The sequence below is a fragment of the Streptomyces sp. IBSBF 2435 genome (genome assembly GCF_036815005.1).
GTDB lineage: Bacteria > Actinomycetota > Actinomycetes > Streptomycetales > Streptomycetaceae > Actinacidiphila.
This window is the reverse complement of the sequence record NZ_JAJSYW010000141.1, coordinates 1-18,369: the sequence shown is the minus strand read 5'-3', so window position 1 is coordinate 18,369 and position 18,369 is coordinate 1. Positions and strand designations below refer to the sequence as shown.

At 72.5% G+C, this 18,369-nt stretch carries 13 protein-coding genes, 1 tRNA gene and 1 pseudogene; 5 read left to right on the top strand and 10 right to left on the bottom strand.

The annotated features are described in order from the left end of the window. Window positions 1-82: 82 nt before the first annotated feature. Genes V7E46_RS24040 through V7E46_RS24030 form a run of 3 tightly spaced genes read right to left on the bottom strand, consistent with a single transcriptional unit; the run spans window position 83 to window position 3,780 of the window. A complete protein-coding gene (locus tag V7E46_RS24040) occupies window positions 83-1,033 on the bottom strand; it encodes a carbohydrate ABC transporter permease (protein WP_333770357.1) in 951 nt (316 codons plus the stop codon). Beyond that, the gene (locus tag V7E46_RS24035; protein WP_333770356.1) at window positions 1,030-2,061 is read right to left on the bottom strand and encodes an ABC transporter permease; all 1,032 of its coding nucleotides are present in this window, start codon (window positions 2,059-2,061) and stop codon (window positions 1,030-1,032) included. The genes V7E46_RS24040 and V7E46_RS24035 overlap by 4 nt, the downstream gene beginning before the upstream one ends. Window positions 2,062-2,091: 30 nt before the next feature. Then, window positions 2,092-3,780 carry an ABC transporter substrate-binding protein gene (locus V7E46_RS24030; RefSeq protein ID WP_333770355.1) on the bottom strand — a complete coding sequence of 563 codons (1,689 nt, stop codon included), beginning with the start codon at window positions 3,778-3,780 and terminating at the stop codon, window positions 2,092-2,094. Between the two features lie 512 nt (window positions 3,781-4,292). Between V7E46_RS24030 and V7E46_RS24025 the strand changes: the two genes are divergently transcribed. Further along, complete coding sequence (locus tag V7E46_RS24025; protein ID WP_333770354.1) at window positions 4,293-7,223, top strand: glycoside hydrolase family 3 C-terminal domain-containing protein; 2,931 nt, start codon at window positions 4,293-4,295, stop codon at window positions 7,221-7,223. Between the two features lie 24 nt (window positions 7,224-7,247). On the opposite strand, the pseudogene V7E46_RS24020 reads toward V7E46_RS24025, so the two are convergent. Next, window positions 7,248-7,574, bottom strand: a pseudogene (locus tag V7E46_RS24020) (NADPH-dependent F420 reductase); the annotation flags it as partial. 70 nt (window positions 7,575-7,644) lie between these two features. On the opposite strand from V7E46_RS24020, the gene V7E46_RS24015 reads away from it, so the two are divergent. After that, window positions 7,645-7,800, top strand: a complete 156-nt coding sequence (locus V7E46_RS24015; RefSeq protein WP_443054326.1) for a hypothetical protein — start codon at window positions 7,645-7,647, stop codon at window positions 7,798-7,800. 25 nt (window positions 7,801-7,825) lie between these two features. On the opposite strand, the gene V7E46_RS24010 is transcribed toward V7E46_RS24015, so the two are convergent. The 4 genes from V7E46_RS24010 to V7E46_RS23995 form a co-directional block, all read right to left on the bottom strand. Next, entirely contained in the window at window positions 7,826-10,165 is a 2,340-nt protein-coding gene (locus V7E46_RS24010; protein ID WP_333770353.1) for a glycosyl hydrolase family 95 catalytic domain-containing protein, read from the bottom strand. A gap of 140 nt (window positions 10,166-10,305) precedes the next feature. Beyond that, a complete protein-coding gene (locus V7E46_RS24005) occupies window positions 10,306-12,048 on the bottom strand; it encodes a TIGR03767 family metallophosphoesterase (protein WP_333770352.1) in 1,743 nt (580 codons plus the stop codon). A 244-nt stretch (window positions 12,049-12,292) separates the two neighbouring features. Beyond that, window positions 12,293-12,760 carry a hypothetical protein gene (locus V7E46_RS24000; RefSeq protein ID WP_333770351.1) on the bottom strand — a complete coding sequence of 156 codons (468 nt, stop codon included), beginning with the start codon at window positions 12,758-12,760 and terminating at the stop codon, window positions 12,293-12,295. 42 nt (window positions 12,761-12,802) lie between these two features. Continuing rightward, complete coding sequence (locus V7E46_RS23995) at window positions 12,803-13,246, bottom strand: MarR family winged helix-turn-helix transcriptional regulator (RefSeq protein WP_333770350.1); 444 nt, start codon at window positions 13,244-13,246, stop codon at window positions 12,803-12,805. 106 nt (window positions 13,247-13,352) lie between these two features. On the opposite strand from V7E46_RS23995, the gene V7E46_RS23990 reads away from it, so the two are divergent. Beyond that, a complete protein-coding gene (locus tag V7E46_RS23990; protein WP_333770349.1) occupies window positions 13,353-14,255 on the top strand; it encodes an alpha/beta hydrolase in 903 nt (300 codons plus the stop codon). Between the two features lie 90 nt (window positions 14,256-14,345). Here V7E46_RS23990 and V7E46_RS23985 read toward each other — a convergent pair. After that, window positions 14,346-14,421: transfer RNA gene (locus V7E46_RS23985), tRNA-Glu, on the bottom strand. A gap of 215 nt (window positions 14,422-14,636) precedes the next feature. Between V7E46_RS23985 and V7E46_RS23980 the strand changes: the two genes are divergently transcribed. Further along, entirely contained in the window at window positions 14,637-14,987 is a 351-nt protein-coding gene (locus tag V7E46_RS23980) for a metallopeptidase family protein (protein ID WP_329177771.1), read from the top strand. A gap of 494 nt (window positions 14,988-15,481) precedes the next feature. On the opposite strand, the gene V7E46_RS23975 is transcribed toward V7E46_RS23980, so the two are convergent. Beyond that, window positions 15,482-15,892, bottom strand: a complete 411-nt coding sequence (locus V7E46_RS23975; RefSeq protein ID WP_333770348.1) for a hypothetical protein — start codon at window positions 15,890-15,892, stop codon at window positions 15,482-15,484. Between the two features lie 206 nt (window positions 15,893-16,098). Here V7E46_RS23975 and V7E46_RS23970 point away from each other — a divergent pair, with 206 nt between their 5' ends. Then, the gene (locus V7E46_RS23970) at window positions 16,099-18,300 is read left to right on the top strand and encodes a DEAD/DEAH box helicase (RefSeq protein ID WP_333770347.1); all 2,202 of its coding nucleotides are present in this window, start codon (window positions 16,099-16,101) and stop codon (window positions 18,298-18,300) included. Window positions 18,301-18,369 lie beyond the last annotated feature (69 nt).

The window sequence follows — 18,369 nt, the reverse complement described above, 5'->3', positions numbered from 1 at the left end:
GGCCGGTCCCGTCACGCAGCGGGGGATGGGCGTGCGGGACCGGCCCTGTCCGTATGGCGGTCCGCGGCTTCGCGGACCGCGGTCACCCCTTGATCGCCCCGGTAAGCATGCCCTTCGCGAAGTGCTTCTGCATGAACGGGAAGACCAGCATGATCGGAAGCAGTGTGATCACCACGACCGCCATCTGCAGCGACAGCGGTGCCGTCTGCGAGTGGCCCGACACACCGAACCCCGAATTCACCTGACCCGGCATGTTCATACCCAGGTTCACGTATTCGTACAGCACGTACTGCAGTGGCCACTTCTGGCTGTCGGTCGGCAGGTAGAGCATCACGTTGAAGAAGGTGTTCCAGTAGCCGACCGCGTAGAAGAGGGTGATCACCGCGGTGACGGCGCGCGAGGTGGGCAGCACCACCGACCACAGGATGCGCCACTCGCTCGCGCCGTCCATCCGTGCCGCGTCGATGAGTTCGGCGGCCGTACTGGAGTAGAAGCCGCGCAGGACCAGGATGTTGAAGACGCTCACCGCGCTCGGCAGGATCAGCGACCAGTACTTCCCGTAGCCGCCCAGCTCGCTGACCACCAGGAAGGTCGGGATCAGGCCGCCGCTGACGAACATCGTGACGACCAGGACCATCAGCAGGAAGCGGTGGCCGAGCGACCGGGAGCGCGACAGGCCGTAGGCGCACAGCACCGAGACGACCATCGACAGGATGGTGCCGACCGCGGTGATGCCGAAGGTGACCAGCAGCGCCCGCCGGACCGGGCCGCCGCTGAGCATGGTGCTGTACGGGTCGAAGGTGATGCCGTCGGGGACGATGACCAGGCCGCCGGCCCGGTTGATCGCGCCGGGGGTCGAGACGCTGGTCAGCACCACGCAGTAGACCGGGACGATGATGAGCAGCACCACTGTGCCGAGGGTGAGCCCCTTGGCGGTCTGGCCGACCGCGGTGGGCGGCTCCTCCCAGGCCGGGCGGTTGGGGTTGCGCGGACGGCTGCGCCCGCGGGCGGGGGGTGCGGTGAGGGTGGTCATTTCCGGTACAGTCCGTCCTCGCCGAAGCGGTGGGCCAGCTTGTTGGCGCCCCAGATCAGCAGCAGTGAGATGACGCTCTTGAAGATGCCCGCGGCAGCTCCGTAGCTGTAGTTCTGGGTGCCGATGCCGTAGTAGAAGGAGAAGGTGTCCAGGACGTCGGCGGCGTCGTGCCCGACGGCGAACCGCTGGATCAGCAGCTGCTCGAAGCCGACCGACAGCGCGTTGCCCAGCCGCAGCACCAGCATCAGCACGATCACCCCGCGCATGCCGGGCAGCGTGATGTGCCACATGCGCCGCCAGCGCCCGGCTCCGTCGGCCGCCGCGGCCTCGTAGAGGTTCTGGTCGATCGCGGACAGCGCGGCGAGGAAGACGATGATCCCCCAGCCGGCGTCCTTCCAGACCACCTGCGAGGTGACCAGCAGCGAGAAGGTGTGCGGATCGGTCATGAAGTCCCAGGTGCCGGCGTTGTGTTCGCGCAGGAACTGGTTGAGCAGGCCCGCGCCGCCGATCATCTGCTGGAAGAGGGTGACGACCAGCACCCAGGAGTAGAAGTGCGGAAGGAAGGTGATCGCCTGGATCAGCGATCTGATGCGGGAGTTGAGCACCGAGTTGAGCAGCAGCGCCAGCAGGATCGGGACCGGGAAGAACAGCACCAGCTGGACCGCGCTGATGTAGAGGGTGTTCTCCATCGCGTGCCAGAACAGCGGATCGCCGAACAGCTGGCGGAAGTTGGCCAGCCCCGCCCACTCGCTGTTGGTGATCCCGTCCAGCGGGTCGTAGTACTGGAAGGCGGTGATGGTGCCGACCATCGGCAGGTAGTTGAAGACCAGCAGCAGCGCCACGGCGGGCAGCGTCATCAGGATCAGCGACTTGTCCCGGCGCAGCCGGATCCGCCAGCTGATCCGCCGCTCGGCGGCCCGCCCGCCCGCCGCCGTACCGCTCACCGCTGTACCGCCGTCGCCGGCCGCTTCTCCCCGCCGGTCCTGCTCGTCCTCGTCCTCGCCCTGTTCGGCGACGGTCGACGCCATTGTTCCTCCTCTGCGGCGTTCCGGCCTGGCCTACTGACCGGTGCCGAGCTTGTCCATGACGGCGGTCTGGTACCACTGGACGAGGGCGTCGCCGCCGCCGCTGCCCTTCCAGGTGCTGAGCGCGTCCTGGAAGGAGGAGACCGGCTTGATGCCGTGGTAGACGTCCTTGATGGTGTCCTCGACGGCCTGGCCCGCGTCGGCGGTCGCGTAGCGCTTGGGCACGGTGATGTTCATGTTCCAGAACACCGGCTTGTACGCGTATGCGGCGGCGGCCGAATTCCACGCGCAGCGGTCCTTGGTGAGCTGCGGGAAGTCCGGGTTCGAGATCACGTTGACCGGGGTGGCCAGGAAGGGATAGGTCTGCGCCTGGACATTGGCGATGCCCGACTTGGTGGGCGTCGGACCGTTGGCGCCCATGGTGTAGTCGACGCCTTCGACGCCGTAGTTGACCAGGGTGTATTCGGCGCTGCCGTAGGGGGCCGCCAGATAGTCGGCGATCCTGAGGCACTCCTCGATCTGGGCCGGCTTGAGCTTGATGTTGAGGTAGCTGTACATCCCCGCGGACGCGTTGAGGAAGAGCTTGGGGGCCGAGGTGCCGTCCGCCGAGAAGGGCTTGAAGGACGCCCGCCGGTAGGCCTTGTCCGCGGCGAGCCCGGCCTGCGCGTCCGCCTCGTTCCAGGCGCCCTGGCCGTCGGCGGTGATCAGCACCTTGCCCGCGTAGAAGCGGGTCTTGGCGTCGTTGTTGTTGCCGGCCAGCGCGTCGGGGTGGACGTAGCCCGACTTGGCCAGCTTGTAGCACCAGTTGAGCGCCTCGATGAATTCCGGCTGCTCGTACTTGTGCACCAGCTTGCCGCCCGTGACGGTGAACTTCTGCGAGAAGCCGAACATCTGGAAGATGTAAGCCCACATGTCGTCGAAGGCCCACACGTTGGACTTGGCGCTGGTCAACTCCGCGCCCAGGGCCAGGAAGTCGTCGCAGGACTTCACATCGTCGGCGTTGATGCCCTGGGACTCGAAGACGTCGCCGCGGTAGTAGTACTGCCCCGGCAGGGCGAAGCCGCTGGCGAAGGTCGGTATGCCGTAGAGCTTGTCCTCCCAGATCCCGGCCGTCCACGCCCCGGTGGGCTGCGCGGCCAGGTTGGGGTACTTCTTGACCTTGTCGCCCGCCAGGTACGGGGTGAGGTCCGCGAGCTGGGTGCCGCACAGGGCGCCCACGTTGAAGTTCGCGTTCCACCAGCCGGGCAACTGCACCCAGTCGGGAAGCTTGCGTGCGGCGGTGAGGGTCGAGATAGAGGTGTTGTACGTGTTCCCGTTGGCGGGCTTCATGGTCAACGTCGCGCCCAGGGCCTTGTTCATGGCGTCGTAGAAGCTGTTGCCCGGATCCGGAATGGTGCCCCACAGCGGCGTCACCGCGGTGTAGTGGCCGCCCGCGCCCGGGACCGCGGCCACCGACTTGACCGGGCTCGCCGGGTACTTGAGGAATCCCGGGTCGGTCAGCGAGCTGCCCGCACCGCTGGTCGAGGCGATATCGGCCCGCACGGCATTGTTCGGCACGTAGCTCGGCAGGGCGGAGGCGGTGCCCTTCTTGGTGTTCGTGCCGCCCTTCCGCTTGCTGCTGCCGCCCCCGCCGCATGCTGCGAGCAGCGGGGACACGGCGGCAGCTCCGGCGACGGCGACCGCGCCGTTCACAAAGGATCTGCGGTTCAACTCGATGCTCATGATGGGGCGGCCCTTCGCCTGTGAGGTTCCGTGACGAGCGTCGTGCAGGTGGGAGAAGTCCTGGGCGTCGCAGCGGCGGATGCCGTCCGCATCAATCGAAGCGCTTCGACGTTGCCGCGAGAGTAACGACGCGCTATCGCTTCGACAAGGGGTTGCGCAAAAAGACTTGTCGGGTGCTGCTGAGCCGGGCATGGTGACGTATTGCCTGTTCAGAGGCCGCAGTTACGGCGCGGGGTGGATCTCCGTCCGGCGAACGATCGCTCCTGGTGACGCGGTTGACACGGCCACGATCCACATGTCAGCGTCGAAGCGTTTCACCAGTCGGTGCGTACGCCACCGTCGGACCGGTCCCGTACGCGCCGCGTCCGGCCCCGCACCCGCCGCGTACCGCACCGCACTCGCCCACGACCCGCCACGGCGTGGCACGACCTGCCACGCCACGCCCTATCCCGCCATGTACCGCCCGTGCCCGACACCGGCCAACCGCCGCACTCTGCAAGGGGTTTCCCGCTGTGAGTACCGTCTCCGTGCCCGCCGAGCTGCCAGCCGAGCCGCCGGCGGACCAGCCGCCGTTCCGCGATCCCGCCCTCCCGCTGGGCGAGCGCGTCGACGATCTGCTGTCCCGGCTCACGCCCGCCGAGCGGATCGCGATGCTGCACCAGTACGGACCCGCGGTGCCGCGGCTCGGCGTGCGGCCCTTCCGCACCGGCACCGAGGCGCTGCACGGCGTCGGATGGCTCGGCCCCGCGACCACCTTCCCGCAGGCCGTCGGCCTCGGCGCGACCTGGGACGACGAACTGCTGCACGCGGTCGGCACCGCCACCTCGACCGAACTGCGGGCCTTCCACCACCACCGGGCGCCCGCCCTCGGCGCCGGCCGGCACAGCCTCCAGGCGTGGGCGCCGGTGGTGAATCTGCTGCGCGACCCGCGCTGGGGCCGCAACGAGGAGGGCTACTCCGAGGACGCGCTGCTGTCAGCCCGCCTCGGGGACGCCTTCTGCCGCGGCATGTCGGGCGACGACCCGGAGCGGCTGCGCACCGCCCCGATCCTCAAGCACTTCCTCGCCTACAACAACGAGGACGACCGCACCACCACGTCCTCGGGCGTGCGCCCGCGCGTGCTGCACGAGTACGACCTCGCGGCCTTCCGGCAGGCCGTCGCCACGGGCTCGGCCACCGGCGTGATGGCCGCGTACAACCTGGTCAACGGCCGCCCTTGCCACGTCAGTCCGCTGCTGGAGAGCGAGCTGCGGCGCTGGGCCGAGCCCACCGGGCACGAGCTGTTCGTGGTCAGCGACGCCGAGGCGCCCTCCAACCTGGTCGACCCCGAGCACTACTTCGAGGACCACGCCGCCTCGCACGCCGCCGCGCTCAAGGCCGGCATCGACTCCTTCACCGACCACGGCGAGGACACCGCCACGACCTTCGGCCGGATCAGCGAGGCCCTCGGACGCGGGCTGCTCACCGCGGCCGACATCGACCGGGCCGTACGCCGCCAGCTGTCGATCCGCTTCCGCCTCGGCGAATTCGACCCGGGCCAGGGGCCGTACGCGGACACCGGCTGGGAGGCCGTGGACTCGCCCGGGCACCGGGCGCTCGCGCTGCGGGCCGCCACCGAGTCGATCGTGCTGCTCAAGAACGGGCCGGGCGCCGCCGACCCGGACCGCGCGCTGCTGCCGCTGGCCGCGGACGGCCGGCGGATCGCGGTCGTCGGGCCGCTCGCCGACAGCCTCTTCGAGGACTGGTACAGCGGCACGATGCCCTACCGGTTGACCGTCGCGGACGGGCTGCGTACGGCGGTCGGCGCGCGGGGCGGCGAGACCACCGTCGTGGAGGGCGTCGACCGTATCGCCCTGCGGGCCGCCTCCACCGGCGGGCTGCTCACCGCGGCGGGGGCGGATGCCCGCCTTGTCGTGGCCGACACCCAAGTCGGCGACGAGGCGGCGCAGTTCGACCTCTTCGACTGGGACCTCGGCATCCTCACCCTGCGCAATGCGCGGACCGGCCGTTACGCCGGGCTCGTCGACGAGGACCGCTCGCTCGCGGCCGACCGCGTACAGCCCGCGGGCTGGGACGTGCACGAGACCTTCCGCCTTGAGCCGCAGGGCGACGGCACGGAGGCGCTGCGGTCGGTGTGCAGCGGGCGCTACGCCGTACTGGACCCGGCGAGCGGCGCCGTCACGATGGCGGCGGCGGACGCGGCCGGCGCCGAGCGCTTCACGCGGACCGTCGTACGCGACGGCGTGGCCGAGGCCGTCGCGGCGGCCGGGGGCGCCGACGCCGTCGTGCTGGTCGTCGGCAACGACCCGCACATCAACGGTCGGGAGACGCAGGACCGGGCCGGCATCACCCTCGCGCCCGCGCACGAACGGCTGCTGCGGGAGGTGGTCGCCGCGCGGCCCGAGACGGTGCTCGTCGTCATGAGCAGCTACCCCTACGCGGTCGACTGGGCCGACGCGCATGTGCCCGCCGTGCTGTGGACCTCGCACGGCGGCCAGGAGACCGGCCGCGCCCTGGCCGCGGTGCTGCTCGGCGACGCCGACCCGGCGGGCCGCCTCCCGCAGACCTGGTACCGCGCCGACGACGAACTGCCCGGCCGGCTCGACTACGACATCATCAAGGCCGGCTGGACCTACCAGTACCACCGCGCCGCCCCGCTCTACGCCTTCGGCCACGGCCTGTCCTACACGGACTTCGCCCTCACCGACCTCGCCCTCGACCGCTCCCGCATCCCCCAGGACGGCACCGCGACGGCGACGGTCACCGTCACCAACTCCGGTACGCGGCAGGGGATCGGGACGGTGCAGCTGTACGTACGGGCGGTGGGCGCCGTCGGCTACGAGGCGCCGCGGCTCAAGCTGGCCGGCTACCGGAAGGTCCGCCTCGCGCCGGGCGCGTCGGCGCGGGTCGGCTTCCCGCTGGCGGCCGACGCGCTCGCCCACTGGTCGGTGTCCGCAGGTGACTTCACCGTCGAGGCGGGGAACTACGAGGTGCTGGCGGGCCGTTCGGCCGCCGACCTCCCGCTGTCCGCGCCCCTGACGGTGAGCGGGCCGCCGCCCGCCCCGCGCGAGGTCGTCGGCCGCTCCGTCCGCGCCGTCGACTTCGACGACTACGCCGACGTCATCCTGGTGGACGCCACCCCCACCGAGGGCGACGCCGTCACCCCGTCCGGCCTGTCCGGCACCCTGCACTACCGCGCCGCCGACCTGGACGGCGCCCGTGTGTTCACCGCCGAGGTCTCCCGTACCGCGGAGGGCCCGGCCCGCCTGGAGGTCTGGGCGGGCGCCACCCTGCTGGCCACCGTGCCCGTGCCCTCGACGGGAGAGCGGTACGCCTGGACCACGGCCCGGGCGGACCTGCCCGCCGCCACGTCGGGCGTCCACGAACTGCGCCTCGTGCTGCGGGGGGAGCAGCGGGTCAGGGCCTTCCGCTTCGACGCCTGAGCCGCACGCGCGGCGCGGGGGACGTCAGCGCGCCAGCGACACGGCGAACGGGTGGAAGCCCCGGCGCCGGAGGATGTGCGGGACCAGGAGGACCAGCGCCTCGGCCGCCCGGGCGGTGCTGACGTCTCCCAGGTCCTCGATCCACTCCGGCCGCCAGCCCAGGTCGGCGAGCAGGCCCTTGACCTCGTCCTTCGCGGTGTCGTCGTCGCCGGACAGATAGGCGGTGGGCGGGGCGGACAGGGAGCGGGGGTCGGTCATGACCGTGAAGAGCATGGTGTTCAGGGCCTTGACCACCCGCGTTTCCGGCAGCGCGCGCCGGAGGCGCTCGGCCAGGCTGCCTTCGGGGTAGACGGTCCCCGAGGCGGCCACGCGTGCCGCCCGCCAGGAGCTGGGCCTCCTGACGCTCCCGCTGCCCCTGGAGATGCCGGCCGTCCCGCTGTACCTGACCTGGCACCAGCGCTACGACAACGACCGCGCCCACCGGTGGCTGCGCGGCCAGGTCCGGGAGGCGATCGCCGCGGTGTTCGGGGAGCCGGGGGAGCCCGGGGCGCTTGGGGCTTCCGGGACGGGGAGCTGACGTACGCGCCGCCCGGCCCGGCGTGTCAGGGGCGCAGTACGTACGGGGCGCCCGCCGGCAGCGCGAGCGTACGGGTGCCGCCCGGCCAGCGGACGGTGACGGCGGTGGCACGCTCCGCGCGCAGCGTCGCCGAGCCGAGGGTGCCGCCCGACCAGGCGAGGCGTTCGACGGTGACGGCGCCGCGGGCGCGCAGGCCGGTCACCTCGCCGGCCGGCCACGCCGGGGGGAGGGCTGGCAGCAGGTCGAGGACGTCGGTGTGGGACTGGAGCAGTAGCTCGGCGATGGCCGCCGTCGCGCCGAAGTTGCCGTCGATCTGGAAGGGCGGGTGGGCGCACAGCAGGGACGGGTAGACGCCGCCGCCCTCCTCGTCCGACCCGACCGGGCGGAGCATCACGCCGAGCAGCCGGTGGGCCGCGGCGCCGTCGCCGAGGCGGGCCCACAGGCCGATCTTCCACGCCGTCGACCAGCCCGTTCCCTCGTCGCCGCGCAGATCGAGGCTGCGCCGGGCCGCCGCCCGCAACCGCGGCTCCGCGAGGGCGCTGCCGGGGTAGAGGCCGACCAGGTGGGACACATGGCGGTGGTGCGGCTCGGTCTCCGTGCGCTCGGTGTGCCATTCGAGGAGTTCGCCGCGGCTGCCCACGGCGAGCGGGCGCAGCCGCGGCAGGGCCGCCGCGATGTCGGCGAGCAGGGCGGGGTCGGCTGCGGGACCCGCGTCGGCGGCGGACTCGGTGAGGAAGCCGAAGAGTTCCCGGGCCAGCGTGAGGTCCATGGCGGTGGAGAGGTCCACGGACGCGGGGCCGTCCGCCGTCGCGAACCGGTTCTCGGGGGACGTGGCGGGAGCGGTGGCCAGGTGGCCGTCGGCGTCCTCGGTGAGCAGCCCGAGCAGGAAGCGGGCGGCTCCCGCGGCCACCGGCCAGGCGCGCTCGCGCAGGAAGCGGGCGTCGCGCCCGTAGCGCCAGTGCTCGGCCAGGTGCAGGCAGAGCCAGGCGCCCGCGAGCGGCCAGCTCGACCACATCGGATCGTCGTTGCCCTCCCCGACCGGCCATGTCGCCCGCCACAGGTCGGTGTTGTGGTGGCACGTCCAGCCGTCGGTGCCGTAGAGCCCGCGGGCCACGCCGGTACCCGCGGCGGCGAGGTCGGCGACCAGGTCGATCAGCGGCTCATGGCACTCGGGCAGCGCGGTGCTCTCGGCGGGCCAGTAGTTCATCTGGGTGTTGATGTTGACGGTGTAGTCGCAGTGCCAGGGCGGAGTGACCGAGTCGTTCCACAGCCCCTGGAGATGGGCCGCCTGGGTGCCCGGGCGGGAGCAGGCGAGCAGCAGGTAACGCCCGAAGTCAAAGAGCAGCGGGGCGAGTTGCTCGTCACGCGGACCGTCCCCGGCAGCGGAGGCGCGCAGCCGTACGTCGAGGGGGGCCGGTGTGTTGTGCGGTTGTGCGTCGCGGGGTGCGGGGGCCGGCTCCGGCAGGTCGTGGAGCCGCAGCCGTACCCGGTCCATCAGGGCGCGGTGCGCGGCGGTGTGCGCGTCGAGCAGTTCCGCCCAGGGGCGGTCCTGGGCCGCCTCGATCGCGCGGGCGGCCCGGCCGAGGCACTCCTCCGGGTCGCCGCCCGGTGTACGGTCCCGGCCCGCGAAGCCGGTGCGTACGTCGACGAGCACGGTGCACGCGCGCACTCCGCGCAGCCGCAGCCGGTCGCCGTCCACCATGACGTCGCCGCCTTCGCAGCGGACCCGGGCCAGGGCGGCGGCGGCCATCGCGGGGTCGCCGTGCTCGACCACGGGGCGGCGCCGGGCGTCGTCGCCGACGTGGGAGGGGGCGGTCAGCAGCAGGGCGAGGGCGTCGGAGCCCAGCGCCCGTACACGGCTGCGGAGTTGGGGTGTGCGCCAGGACAGTGCGGCGTCCAGGCCGGCCGGGTGGCCGGTGCGCAGCCGGATCAGCAGCAGGCCGGTCGCGGTGTCCGCGCACACCTCATGTGCGACGCCGCACGCGAGTTGGCGGGCCACACCCGCCCGCAGGTCCAGCTCCCTCCAGAGACTGCCGCCTTCGGCGCCACCGGAGATCCGCAGGACCAGGTCGCCGATCGGCTGGAAGGCTTCGGCGCCGCGCCCCTGCGCGGCTTTCAGCCGTTCCCCGGCGGCCACATGACGCCCGGCCCGCAGGTCGGCGCGTACGTCCGCGAGCAGGCCCGCGGGTACGGCCGGGGGTTCGGCGGTCGGCGGACCCGACCAGAAGGTGTCCTCGTTGAGCGAGAAGCGCTGTACCTCCGGGGGACCCCAGAGCATGGCGCCGAGCCGGCCGTTGCCGACGGGGATGCCGTCCGCCCAGCGGAGAGCGGGGCGGTCGTACCAGAAGGGGGAGGTCGGCTGCATGTCGCTTACGCACCTTGTCCAGGTCAGCTCCCCAGCCACCCCGGACCTTACCGCTCGCCGCGGTGGCCGGCCCTCTGCGGCAGAGGCCGCCCCCTGCGGGGCTCGGCTCTGCGGCAGGGGGCGCCCCTTGGAGGCTCGGGTCAGCTGCCCGGGCGGCGGAGCAGCAGCTCCGTGTTGTGGTCCGGCGAAGCGCCCAGCTTCGCGGCAGGCGTGGCGTACGGGTCGTTGAAGGACAGCTCGCGATAGAGCGCGGCCAGGCCGCGCTCAGAGGTGTCGCCCGCGTCCGTGGGATAGGGCGCCGCGGACTCGATCAACGTGGTGAACAGCGACAGCGTGCCGTCCGCGTTGTCGGCGACCTCGATGATCCGGGCGTGCTGCGGATAGTCCACGTGGGAGGCGGTGTTGATCTCCCAGAAGGAGCGCTCGGCGACGGAGTGCGCGTGCGGGGTGATCTGGTTGGCGTGGGTGTGGCCGTTCACCCAGGCCAGCACATTGGGGTAGCGCTGCAGCAGCGTCACCAACTCGGCTCCCGTGTGCCGGCCTTCGAGCAGGTGGTACGGGTCGGGAAGGGTGTTGCCCATCGTCGTGCTGGTGTGGTGGCTGAAGATCAGCACGTACTGGTCCTGCGAGCCGCGGCGCACGACGTTGCCCGAGGAGTCGTACCAGTGGGTGCTGTACGACTGGAGCACCGACTCCAGCCAGTTGAGCTGGGCCGTGCCGATGGAACCGTCCGCCCAGCCGGCCCGGTTGGTGGTGTCCAGGCTGATGCCGAGGACGCCCTCTGCGACCGGGAAGGTGTAGTAGAGCTTTCCGCTGGAGGCCGCGGCCTGCGTGAAGCCGTGGCCGTACGGACCCGCGCCGGTGTAGCCGGAGTTGAGGTGCGCGGCGGCGAACTGCTGCGGGGTGAAGGGGGCGCGGCGGGCGTCGGGGGTGATGTGGCGCACCGGGCCGCCGCCGGTGAGGAGCCGGCCCAGCAGCAGGACCGCCGAGGCCGGGTCGTGCTGGATGGCGTCGGCGAGCTTCGCGGCGGTCGCCGAGTCGACGCCCTCGATCTTGCTGCCGCCGGTGTAGAGCGACTTGAGCAGCCCGACATCGGGCAGGGTGCCCTCGATGCTGTCGTCGTGGTTGCCGACCGTGGTGTACCACGGGGTGCGCAGGCCCGGTGCGGTGAAGGGGCGGCCCGCCGCGGACAGGAAGCCGGGGACCTGCGGGAAGCCCGCGGTCTTGTAGCTGTCCTGGAAGGACGACTCGGGATTCCAGTACGCGGCGGAGCCGGAGTTCTGCACGCCCTCGTAGCGGGTCAGGTCACCGGTCGACGGGGTGATGGCGCCGCCGCTCATCACCGAGAGGTACCAGTCGAGTTCGACCAGCTCGTGGTTGTCGGTGTTGTCGCCGGTCGCCATCACCAGCGAGAAGGGGTTGCCCGTGTAGGGGCCGCCGGACAGGGAGTTGACCCGCTCCACGAGCGAGGCGGCACCGCGAACGGTCAGCGCTTCGTGCGGGCGGTGCGCCGAGCCGATGTAGGGGGCCAGGTATTCGAAGCGGACCGGCGACTCGGTGTCGGCCAGGTGGAGGTCGGTGAACTGCACGAAGGAGGCGAGCCCGGTACGCCGGTCGTCCCGCCCCGCCGCACCCGCGGCCAGCTCGGAGCGCACCACCAGCGGCCAGCCGGGTCCTGCCTGGAGCCTGACGTACGGGCCGGGGCCTGCCGGGGTCGCGACCTGTTCGAGGGTGGTGCCCTCGACCCGTACGGCACGGGCGGCGGTGGCGGCCAGGGCGCGGTCGTGCGCGGCGGCGGAGGCGTACGGGCTGTCGGCGAGGGTCAGTCCCGCGGCGACGGCGGCTGCTCCGGCGACGAACTGCCGCCTGCTGTAAGAGGGCATGCAGAGATCTCCTGACGCGGTCGGTCGTCCTACCGGCTCGGTGGCTCTACCGGCTGGTAATGAGACGTGCGTCAGCATCATGGCAGGCGCTGGACGTGACGTGAACAAGTCGTAACGACACAGCGGCGGTTGGCCCTACGTCCGTCGCGGCCCGCCGGGGTGGCGCCGCGTGCTGCGACCGCATGGGTCCCTGGCGGGGAGCACCCGGGCTGCGGAAGTCCGCCCCGGATCACCGCCCTTGGGCTCAGCGGACCAGCGGTGCCGCGCGGGAGACGAACGCCTCGACGGCCTGCCTCGCCCGGTCGTCCCGCTGGTCGTGGCCCGGCTGGTCCCGCGCGTTCGACACGTCCCACGTGTCCCGGTACGCCTGCTCGGCGGCGGCGGTCACCTCCGGCTCGTCCGTGAGCAGCTTGACCCGGTAGAGCGCCTGCCGGGCGATGGTCCGCAGCCGGTGCGCCTCGTCCCGCGCCGCGCCGAACTCCGCCCCGCCGGGGCCGTCGAGCCGGCGGTACCAGCGGGTCGCCTGCCCGTGCCGGTAGTCCTCCACCGCCGCCGCGAACGCGCCGTACGCGGCCATGCGTTCCTGTCGCAGCGCCTCGGAATGGGCGAACACCTCACTGCGCAGGTTCGCCCGCTGCTGGAAGGCGTAGGTGATCACCGACCCCAGCAGCGTCCCGGCGACGGCCACGACACTCGTCCATATCGCTTCCACACCCCCAGTCGATCACAGGGCGCCCCCGGGGCACCCCGCCGCTCACTCACCCCCTTCCGGCCCCCGCTCCAGCGCTGTGCGGAGGGTCGCCAACACCGCCCCCATCCGGTCGAGTTCGGCGGCCGGGACGGCGGCGGTCAGGGCGGCGAGTCCCTGTTCGACCTCGGGGCGGGACCGCGCCAGCAGGCGGGCGCCCTCCGGGGTGAGGGCGAGCAGTGAGGAGCGGCGGTCGTGCGGGTGCGCGCTGCGTACGCACCAGCCGGTCAGCTCAAGCCGGTCGACCGCCTTGCTCGTGGCTCCCACGGTGATCCCCACCTCGCGGGCGATGTCCAGCACCCGGCATCCCGGCACGCGGTCGATGATCTCCATCAGTTCGAACTGCCCCAGGCTCAGCCCCAGTTCCGAGCTGAGCCGGGCGCTCAGGCTGTTGTAGAGCCGGGTCTCGACCCGGACCAGGTCCGTGAAGACGCGAGTGACGTGGCTCACATGAACTCCTTTGGATTCCCAGGAATCATCTTCCTGTGAATCCGGTTGGCCCTGTGCAGATGGATTCCCAGGAATGCATCCTCCCACTATGCCCCTGGAGGCCCGCATGACCCGACAGCAGCGCGACGAGCTGGACGCCCTGCTCCGCGGCGGCCCGCGTGACCCGCGCGGCCCGAACCCCGGCCCCGAGGCGCAGCGCCTCGGCTTCGCCCAGGCCATCAGCCGCCCGGCCCCCGACGACGTCACCGCCCGCCGGGCCGAGGTGGGCGGGCGCCCGGCCCTCGAACTGGAGCCCGCCGGAGCCGCCCGCAGCGGCCGGCTGCTCTACCTGCACGGCGGCGGATACGTCGTCGGCTCGCCCGACACGCACGCGGGGCTCGTCGGCGAGCTGGCCCGGCGCGCCCGGCTGCGGACGACCTCGGTGGACTACCGGCTCGCGCCCGAACACCCGTTCCCCGCCCCGGTGGAGGACGGACTCGCCGCGTACCGCGCCCTGTTGGCGGACGGTACGAACCCGCGGGAGCTGGTCCTGGCCGGCGACTCGGCGGGCGCGGGCGCGGCCATCGGCGTGCTGCTCGCGGCCCGGGACGCCGGACTGCCGCAACCGGCCGCCCTCGCCGTCCTGTCGCCCTGGGTGGACCTCACCCTCAGCGGCGCGAGCATCCGTACCAAGGAGAAGGCGGACCCCATCTTCGCCGCCGACGCGCTCCGGGAGTACGCCGACCTCTACCTCGGGGACCGCGACCGCCGCCAGCCGCTGGCCAGCCCGGTCTTCGCCGACCTCACAGGCCTGCCGCCGCTGCTCATCCAGGTGGGTTCGAACGAGGTACTGCTCGACGACGCCGTCCGGCTGGCGGGCCGCGCGGGCGCCGACGACGTCGAGGTCACCCTGGAGGTCTGGCCCGAGGTCCCGCACGTCTTCCAGCACCACTACGGGCGCCTCGACGAGGCGGACGCAGCGCTGGACCGGATGGCCGGCTTCCTCGCCGGGCGGGTGGCGGCCCGCTGACGGCCTTCCGGCGGCCTTCCGGTGGGCGGCGGCGGGCGCGGGCGCGCGAAAGGCCGGAACGCCTCAGCGCCCGGCCTTCGGTCAGACAGGTGGTACCCCCAACGGGATTCGAACCCGTGCTACCGCCTTGAAAGGGCGGCGTCCTGGGCCACTAGACGATGAGGGCTAACCGGCCAGCCGTCAGCGCCTTGGCGGCGCTCATCGGGGACGCGAGAAGCATAGGCGATACGCCGGAGGATCACCAAAACGCTTTCGGCCGTGGCGCCAGCCGCGTACGGAGCCCGGGCGGTCCTGAACCTGCTCGGAACCCGGCCCGAAGCCGACGCGGAAGGTTCGGCGCGCGGCGGGACCGGCGGGGGCGCGGGCCGGGACAATGGGGGCGTGCTGGAGATGAGCCGTGAGGAGTTCGAGGAACTGGTCGGGGAAGCCCTCGACCGGATCCCGCCCGAGCTGACCCGCCTGATGGACAATGTGGCCCTCTTCGTCGAGGACGAGCCGCCCGCGGGCGAGCCGGACCTGCTCGGGCTGTACGAGGGCACGCCGCTCACCGAGCGCGGTGAGTGGTACGCCGGGGTGCTGCCGGACCGGATCACCGTCTACCGCGGCCCGACCCTGCGGATGTGCGAGTCCCGGGAGGACGTCGTGGCCGAGACGGAGGTCACTGTCGTCCACGAGATCGCCCACCACTTCGGCATCGACGACGAGCGGCTGCACGCGCTCGGTTACGGCTGAGGCCCGCGTGCCCGCGCGGGGCGCAAGGGCGGGGGCTCAGCCGTACGGGCACTGCAGGGCCCGTACGGCGGTACGGCTGTACACCGCGTGCCGGCCGTGCGGGACGTGTTCGTACGCCGGCCTCCCGGGACGTGTTCGTACGTGCGGCCGAGGAACGGGCGCGGCGGTGGTCCGTACGAGCGCGGGCACGTGTCCTGGCGGGACTCGGGGCGTTGGACACGGGAGACACCGCCCGGCGTCGTACGCCCGTAGCGTGCGCGCGCTCCCGCCACGAGCCCCCGAGGTCCGCCCCCGATGCCCTCAGCGCACGCGCACGCACCCGTATCCGTATCCGTAGCCGCAACATCCGTACCCGCCGCCGGCCAGGCCGAGGGCCCCGCCCCGGGTGGCTGTCCGCCTGCCCGGTGGCGGGGGGCGGGGGTGCGTTCCGCCGTGCTTGTCGCGCTGGTGGCGGTCGGGGTCGCGTCGTGCGTCAGTGCGGGCAGTGAACCCGGTCACACCGCGCCCGGCCCCGCGGGCGCCACCGCGAGCGTCGCCGTACGGGGCGGCGGCGGGCACGCGGTACCCGGCTCCGACCGGTCGGGCGGGGGGAAGAACGGGATGTCGCCGTCCCCCGCGGTGCCCGGCGGCGCGGCCTCGCCCGGGGCCTCGGGTTCACCGGGTCCCGGCAGGTCAGGCGGCCCCGGCGGGCACGCCCAGCCGCACCCCGCGGGCGGCGCCTCCGTACCGCAGCCCACTGCCGGCACCCCGCCGACCGCGGCGCCGTCGAGCACCGCCCCGCCGACCGCGGCCCCCACGAGTGCACCGCCGGACAACCCGTCCCCGTCCGCCACCGGTTCGGGCGGCGGCGGGGAGACCGCCGCGCCGTAGGGCGTACACTTGGCGGCGTACTGGCAGGTCAGCATGCCCCCTCGTAAGCGATTCGCTAAAGCGGCGGCTGATGCGTATGCTGGTAGATCGTTTGATCCCCTGATTCCATTGCCTGGCGCCTGATCCATCTGCGCGCCGCGTGGCGCGTTCCTTTTCTCCTGTGGCTGACCGCATCGAGGCGGTTGTAAGCAACCTGTGGAGCTGGCGCGTGCCGTAAGTCTCCGAGAGGTTTAGCTTCCGCATGTCCATTGACAGTGCCGACCGTTCCGCCATGCCCGAGAACGCCGCCGACGCCGCCGTAGAGATCACCACCGCAGAGATCGTCGAGACCGCGGAAGCGGTGGCGGAGTCCGCCCGGAGCGCCGAGTCCGCCGGGTTCGCCGATTCTGCCGCCTCCGCCGAGTCCGCCGAGTCCGCCGAGGACACGGTCACCTTCGCCGACCTGGGCCTCGCCGAGGCCATCGTCCGCAAGCTGAACCAGAACGGTGTGGTCACCCCGTTCCCGATCCAGGCCGCCACCATCCCGGACGCGCTGGCCGGCCGGGACATCCTGGGCCGCGGCCGTACCGGCTCCGGCAAGACGCTCTCCTTCGGCCTGCCGCTGCTGACCCAGCTGTCCGGCGGCCACACCGACAAGCGCCGCCCGCGCGGAGTCATCCTCACCCCGACCCGCGAGCTGGCCATGCAGGTCGCCGACGCGCTGCAGCCGTACGGCGACGTCCTCGGCCTGAAGATGAAGGTCGTCTGCGGCGGCACGTCCATGCAGAACCAGATCTACGCCCTGGAGCGCGGTGTCGACATCCTCGTCGCCACTCCCGGGCGGCTGCGCGACCTGATCAACCGGGGCGCGGCCATCCTCGACCAGGTGCAGATCGCGGTCCTGGACGAGGCCGACCAGATGTCGGACATGGGCTTCCTGCCCGAGGTCACCGAGATCCTCGACCTCATCCCGGCCGGCGGCCAGCGGCTGCTGTTCTCCGCCACGCTGGAGAACGAGATCGACAGCCTCGTGAAGCGCTACCTGGTGAGCCCGGTCACGCACGAGGTCGACGCCGCCCAGGGCGCGGTCACCACCATGACCCATCACGTGCTCGTGGTGAAGCCCAAGGACAAGGCGCCGGTCACCGCCGCGATCGCCGCTCGCAAGGGCCGCACCATCATCTTCGTCCGCACCCAGATGGGCGCCGACCGCGTCGCCGAGCAGCTGATCGAGTCCGGCGTCCGTGCCGACGCGCTGCACGGCGGCATGACCCAGGGCGCCCGTACCCGCACCCTCGAGGACTTCAAGGCCGGCCAGGTCAACGTCCTGGTCGCCACCGACGTCGCCGCCCGCGGCATCCACGTCGACGGCATCGACCTGGTCCTCAACGTCGACCCGGCCGGCGACCACAAGGACTACCTGCACCGCAGCGGCCGTACGGCCAGGGCGGGCAAGTCCGGCACGGTCGTCTCGCTGGCCCTGCCGCACCAGCGCAAGCAGATCTTCCGGCTGATGGAGGACGCGGGCGTGGACGCCTCGCGCCACATCATCGGCGGTGCCGGCGTCTTCGACGAGGACGTCGCCAAGATCACCGGCGCCCGCTCCCTCACCGACGTCCAGGCCGACGCCGTCCAGAACGCCGCCGCCCAGGCCGAACGCGAGGTCGCCGACCTCACCCGCCAGTTGGAGCGCGTCCAGCGCCGTGCCACCGAACTGCGCGAGGAGGCCGACCGCCTCACCGCCCGCTCGGCCCGCGAGCGCGGCGAGGACCCGGACGAGGCGATCGCGGCGAAGGCCGCGGAGATGGCCGAACTCGCCGCCGAGGCGGCTGCGGCCGCTGCCGCCGCGTCCGTCCCGGCACCGCGCGAGGAGCGCCAGCAGTCGTCGTCCTCGTACCAGCGCCGCGACGACCGCGGCAACTTCGACCGCCGCGATTCGCGTCCGTCGTACGGCAACCGGAGCGAGTCCCGCTCGTCCTCGTACGGCAACCGCGACGACCGCCGCGACAGCCGTCCGTCCTACGGCAACCGTGACGACCGCCGTGACTCGCGCCCGTCGTACGGGAACCGCGACGACTCGCGTCCGTCGTACGGGAACCGCGACGACTCGCGTCCCGCCTACGGCAACCGTGACGACCGCCGCGATTCGCGTCCGTCGTACGGCAACCGCAGCACCGAGTCCCGCCCGTCCTCGTACGGCAACCGGAGCGAGTCCCGCCCGTCCTCGTACGGCAACCGTGACGACCGGCGCCCGTCCTCGTACGACCGCCGTGACTCCCGTCCGTCCTACGGCAACCGCAGCGACTCGCGTCCCGCGTACGGCAACCGTGACGACCGCCGTGATTCCCGTCCGTCCTACGGCGCCCCGCGCGACGACCGCGACAGCCGCCCGTCGTACGGCCAGTCCTCCCCGTCCTCGTCCTCCTACAACGACCGCAAGCCGCGCTGGAAGCGCAACGGCTGACGCTCCCCGCACCCCCTGAGAACGGGCCCGGCACCTGCGCCCCCGCGCACGCGCCGGGCCCGTTCCACC

Coding starts and splice junctions, on each gene's coding strand:
- V7E46_RS24015 (WP_443054326.1), top strand. CDS start 7,645: ATGCCGGCCGTCCCGCTGTACCTGACCTGGCACCAGCGCTACGACAAC.
- V7E46_RS24035 (WP_333770356.1), bottom strand. CDS start 2,061: ATGGCGTCGACCGTCGCCGAACAGGGCGAGGACGAGGACGAGCAGGAC.
- V7E46_RS23970 (WP_333770347.1), top strand. CDS start 16,099: ATGTCCATTGACAGTGCCGACCGTTCCGCCATGCCCGAGAACGCCGCC.
- V7E46_RS23990 (WP_333770349.1), top strand. CDS start 13,353: ATGACCCGACAGCAGCGCGACGAGCTGGACGCCCTGCTCCGCGGCGGC.
- V7E46_RS24005 (WP_333770352.1), bottom strand. CDS start 12,048: ATGCCCTCTTACAGCAGGCGGCAGTTCGTCGCCGGAGCAGCCGCCGTC.
- V7E46_RS24010 (WP_333770353.1), bottom strand. CDS start 10,165: ATGCAGCCGACCTCCCCCTTCTGGTACGACCGCCCCGCTCTCCGCTGG.
- V7E46_RS24040 (WP_333770357.1), bottom strand. CDS start 1,033: ATGACCACCCTCACCGCACCCCCCGCCCGCGGGCGCAGCCGTCCGCGC.
- V7E46_RS24030 (WP_333770355.1), bottom strand. CDS start 3,780: ATGAGCATCGAGTTGAACCGCAGATCCTTTGTGAACGGCGCGGTCGCC.
- V7E46_RS23975 (WP_333770348.1), bottom strand. CDS start 15,892: ATGCTGACCTGCCAGTACGCCGCCAAGTGTACGCCCTACGGCGCGGCG.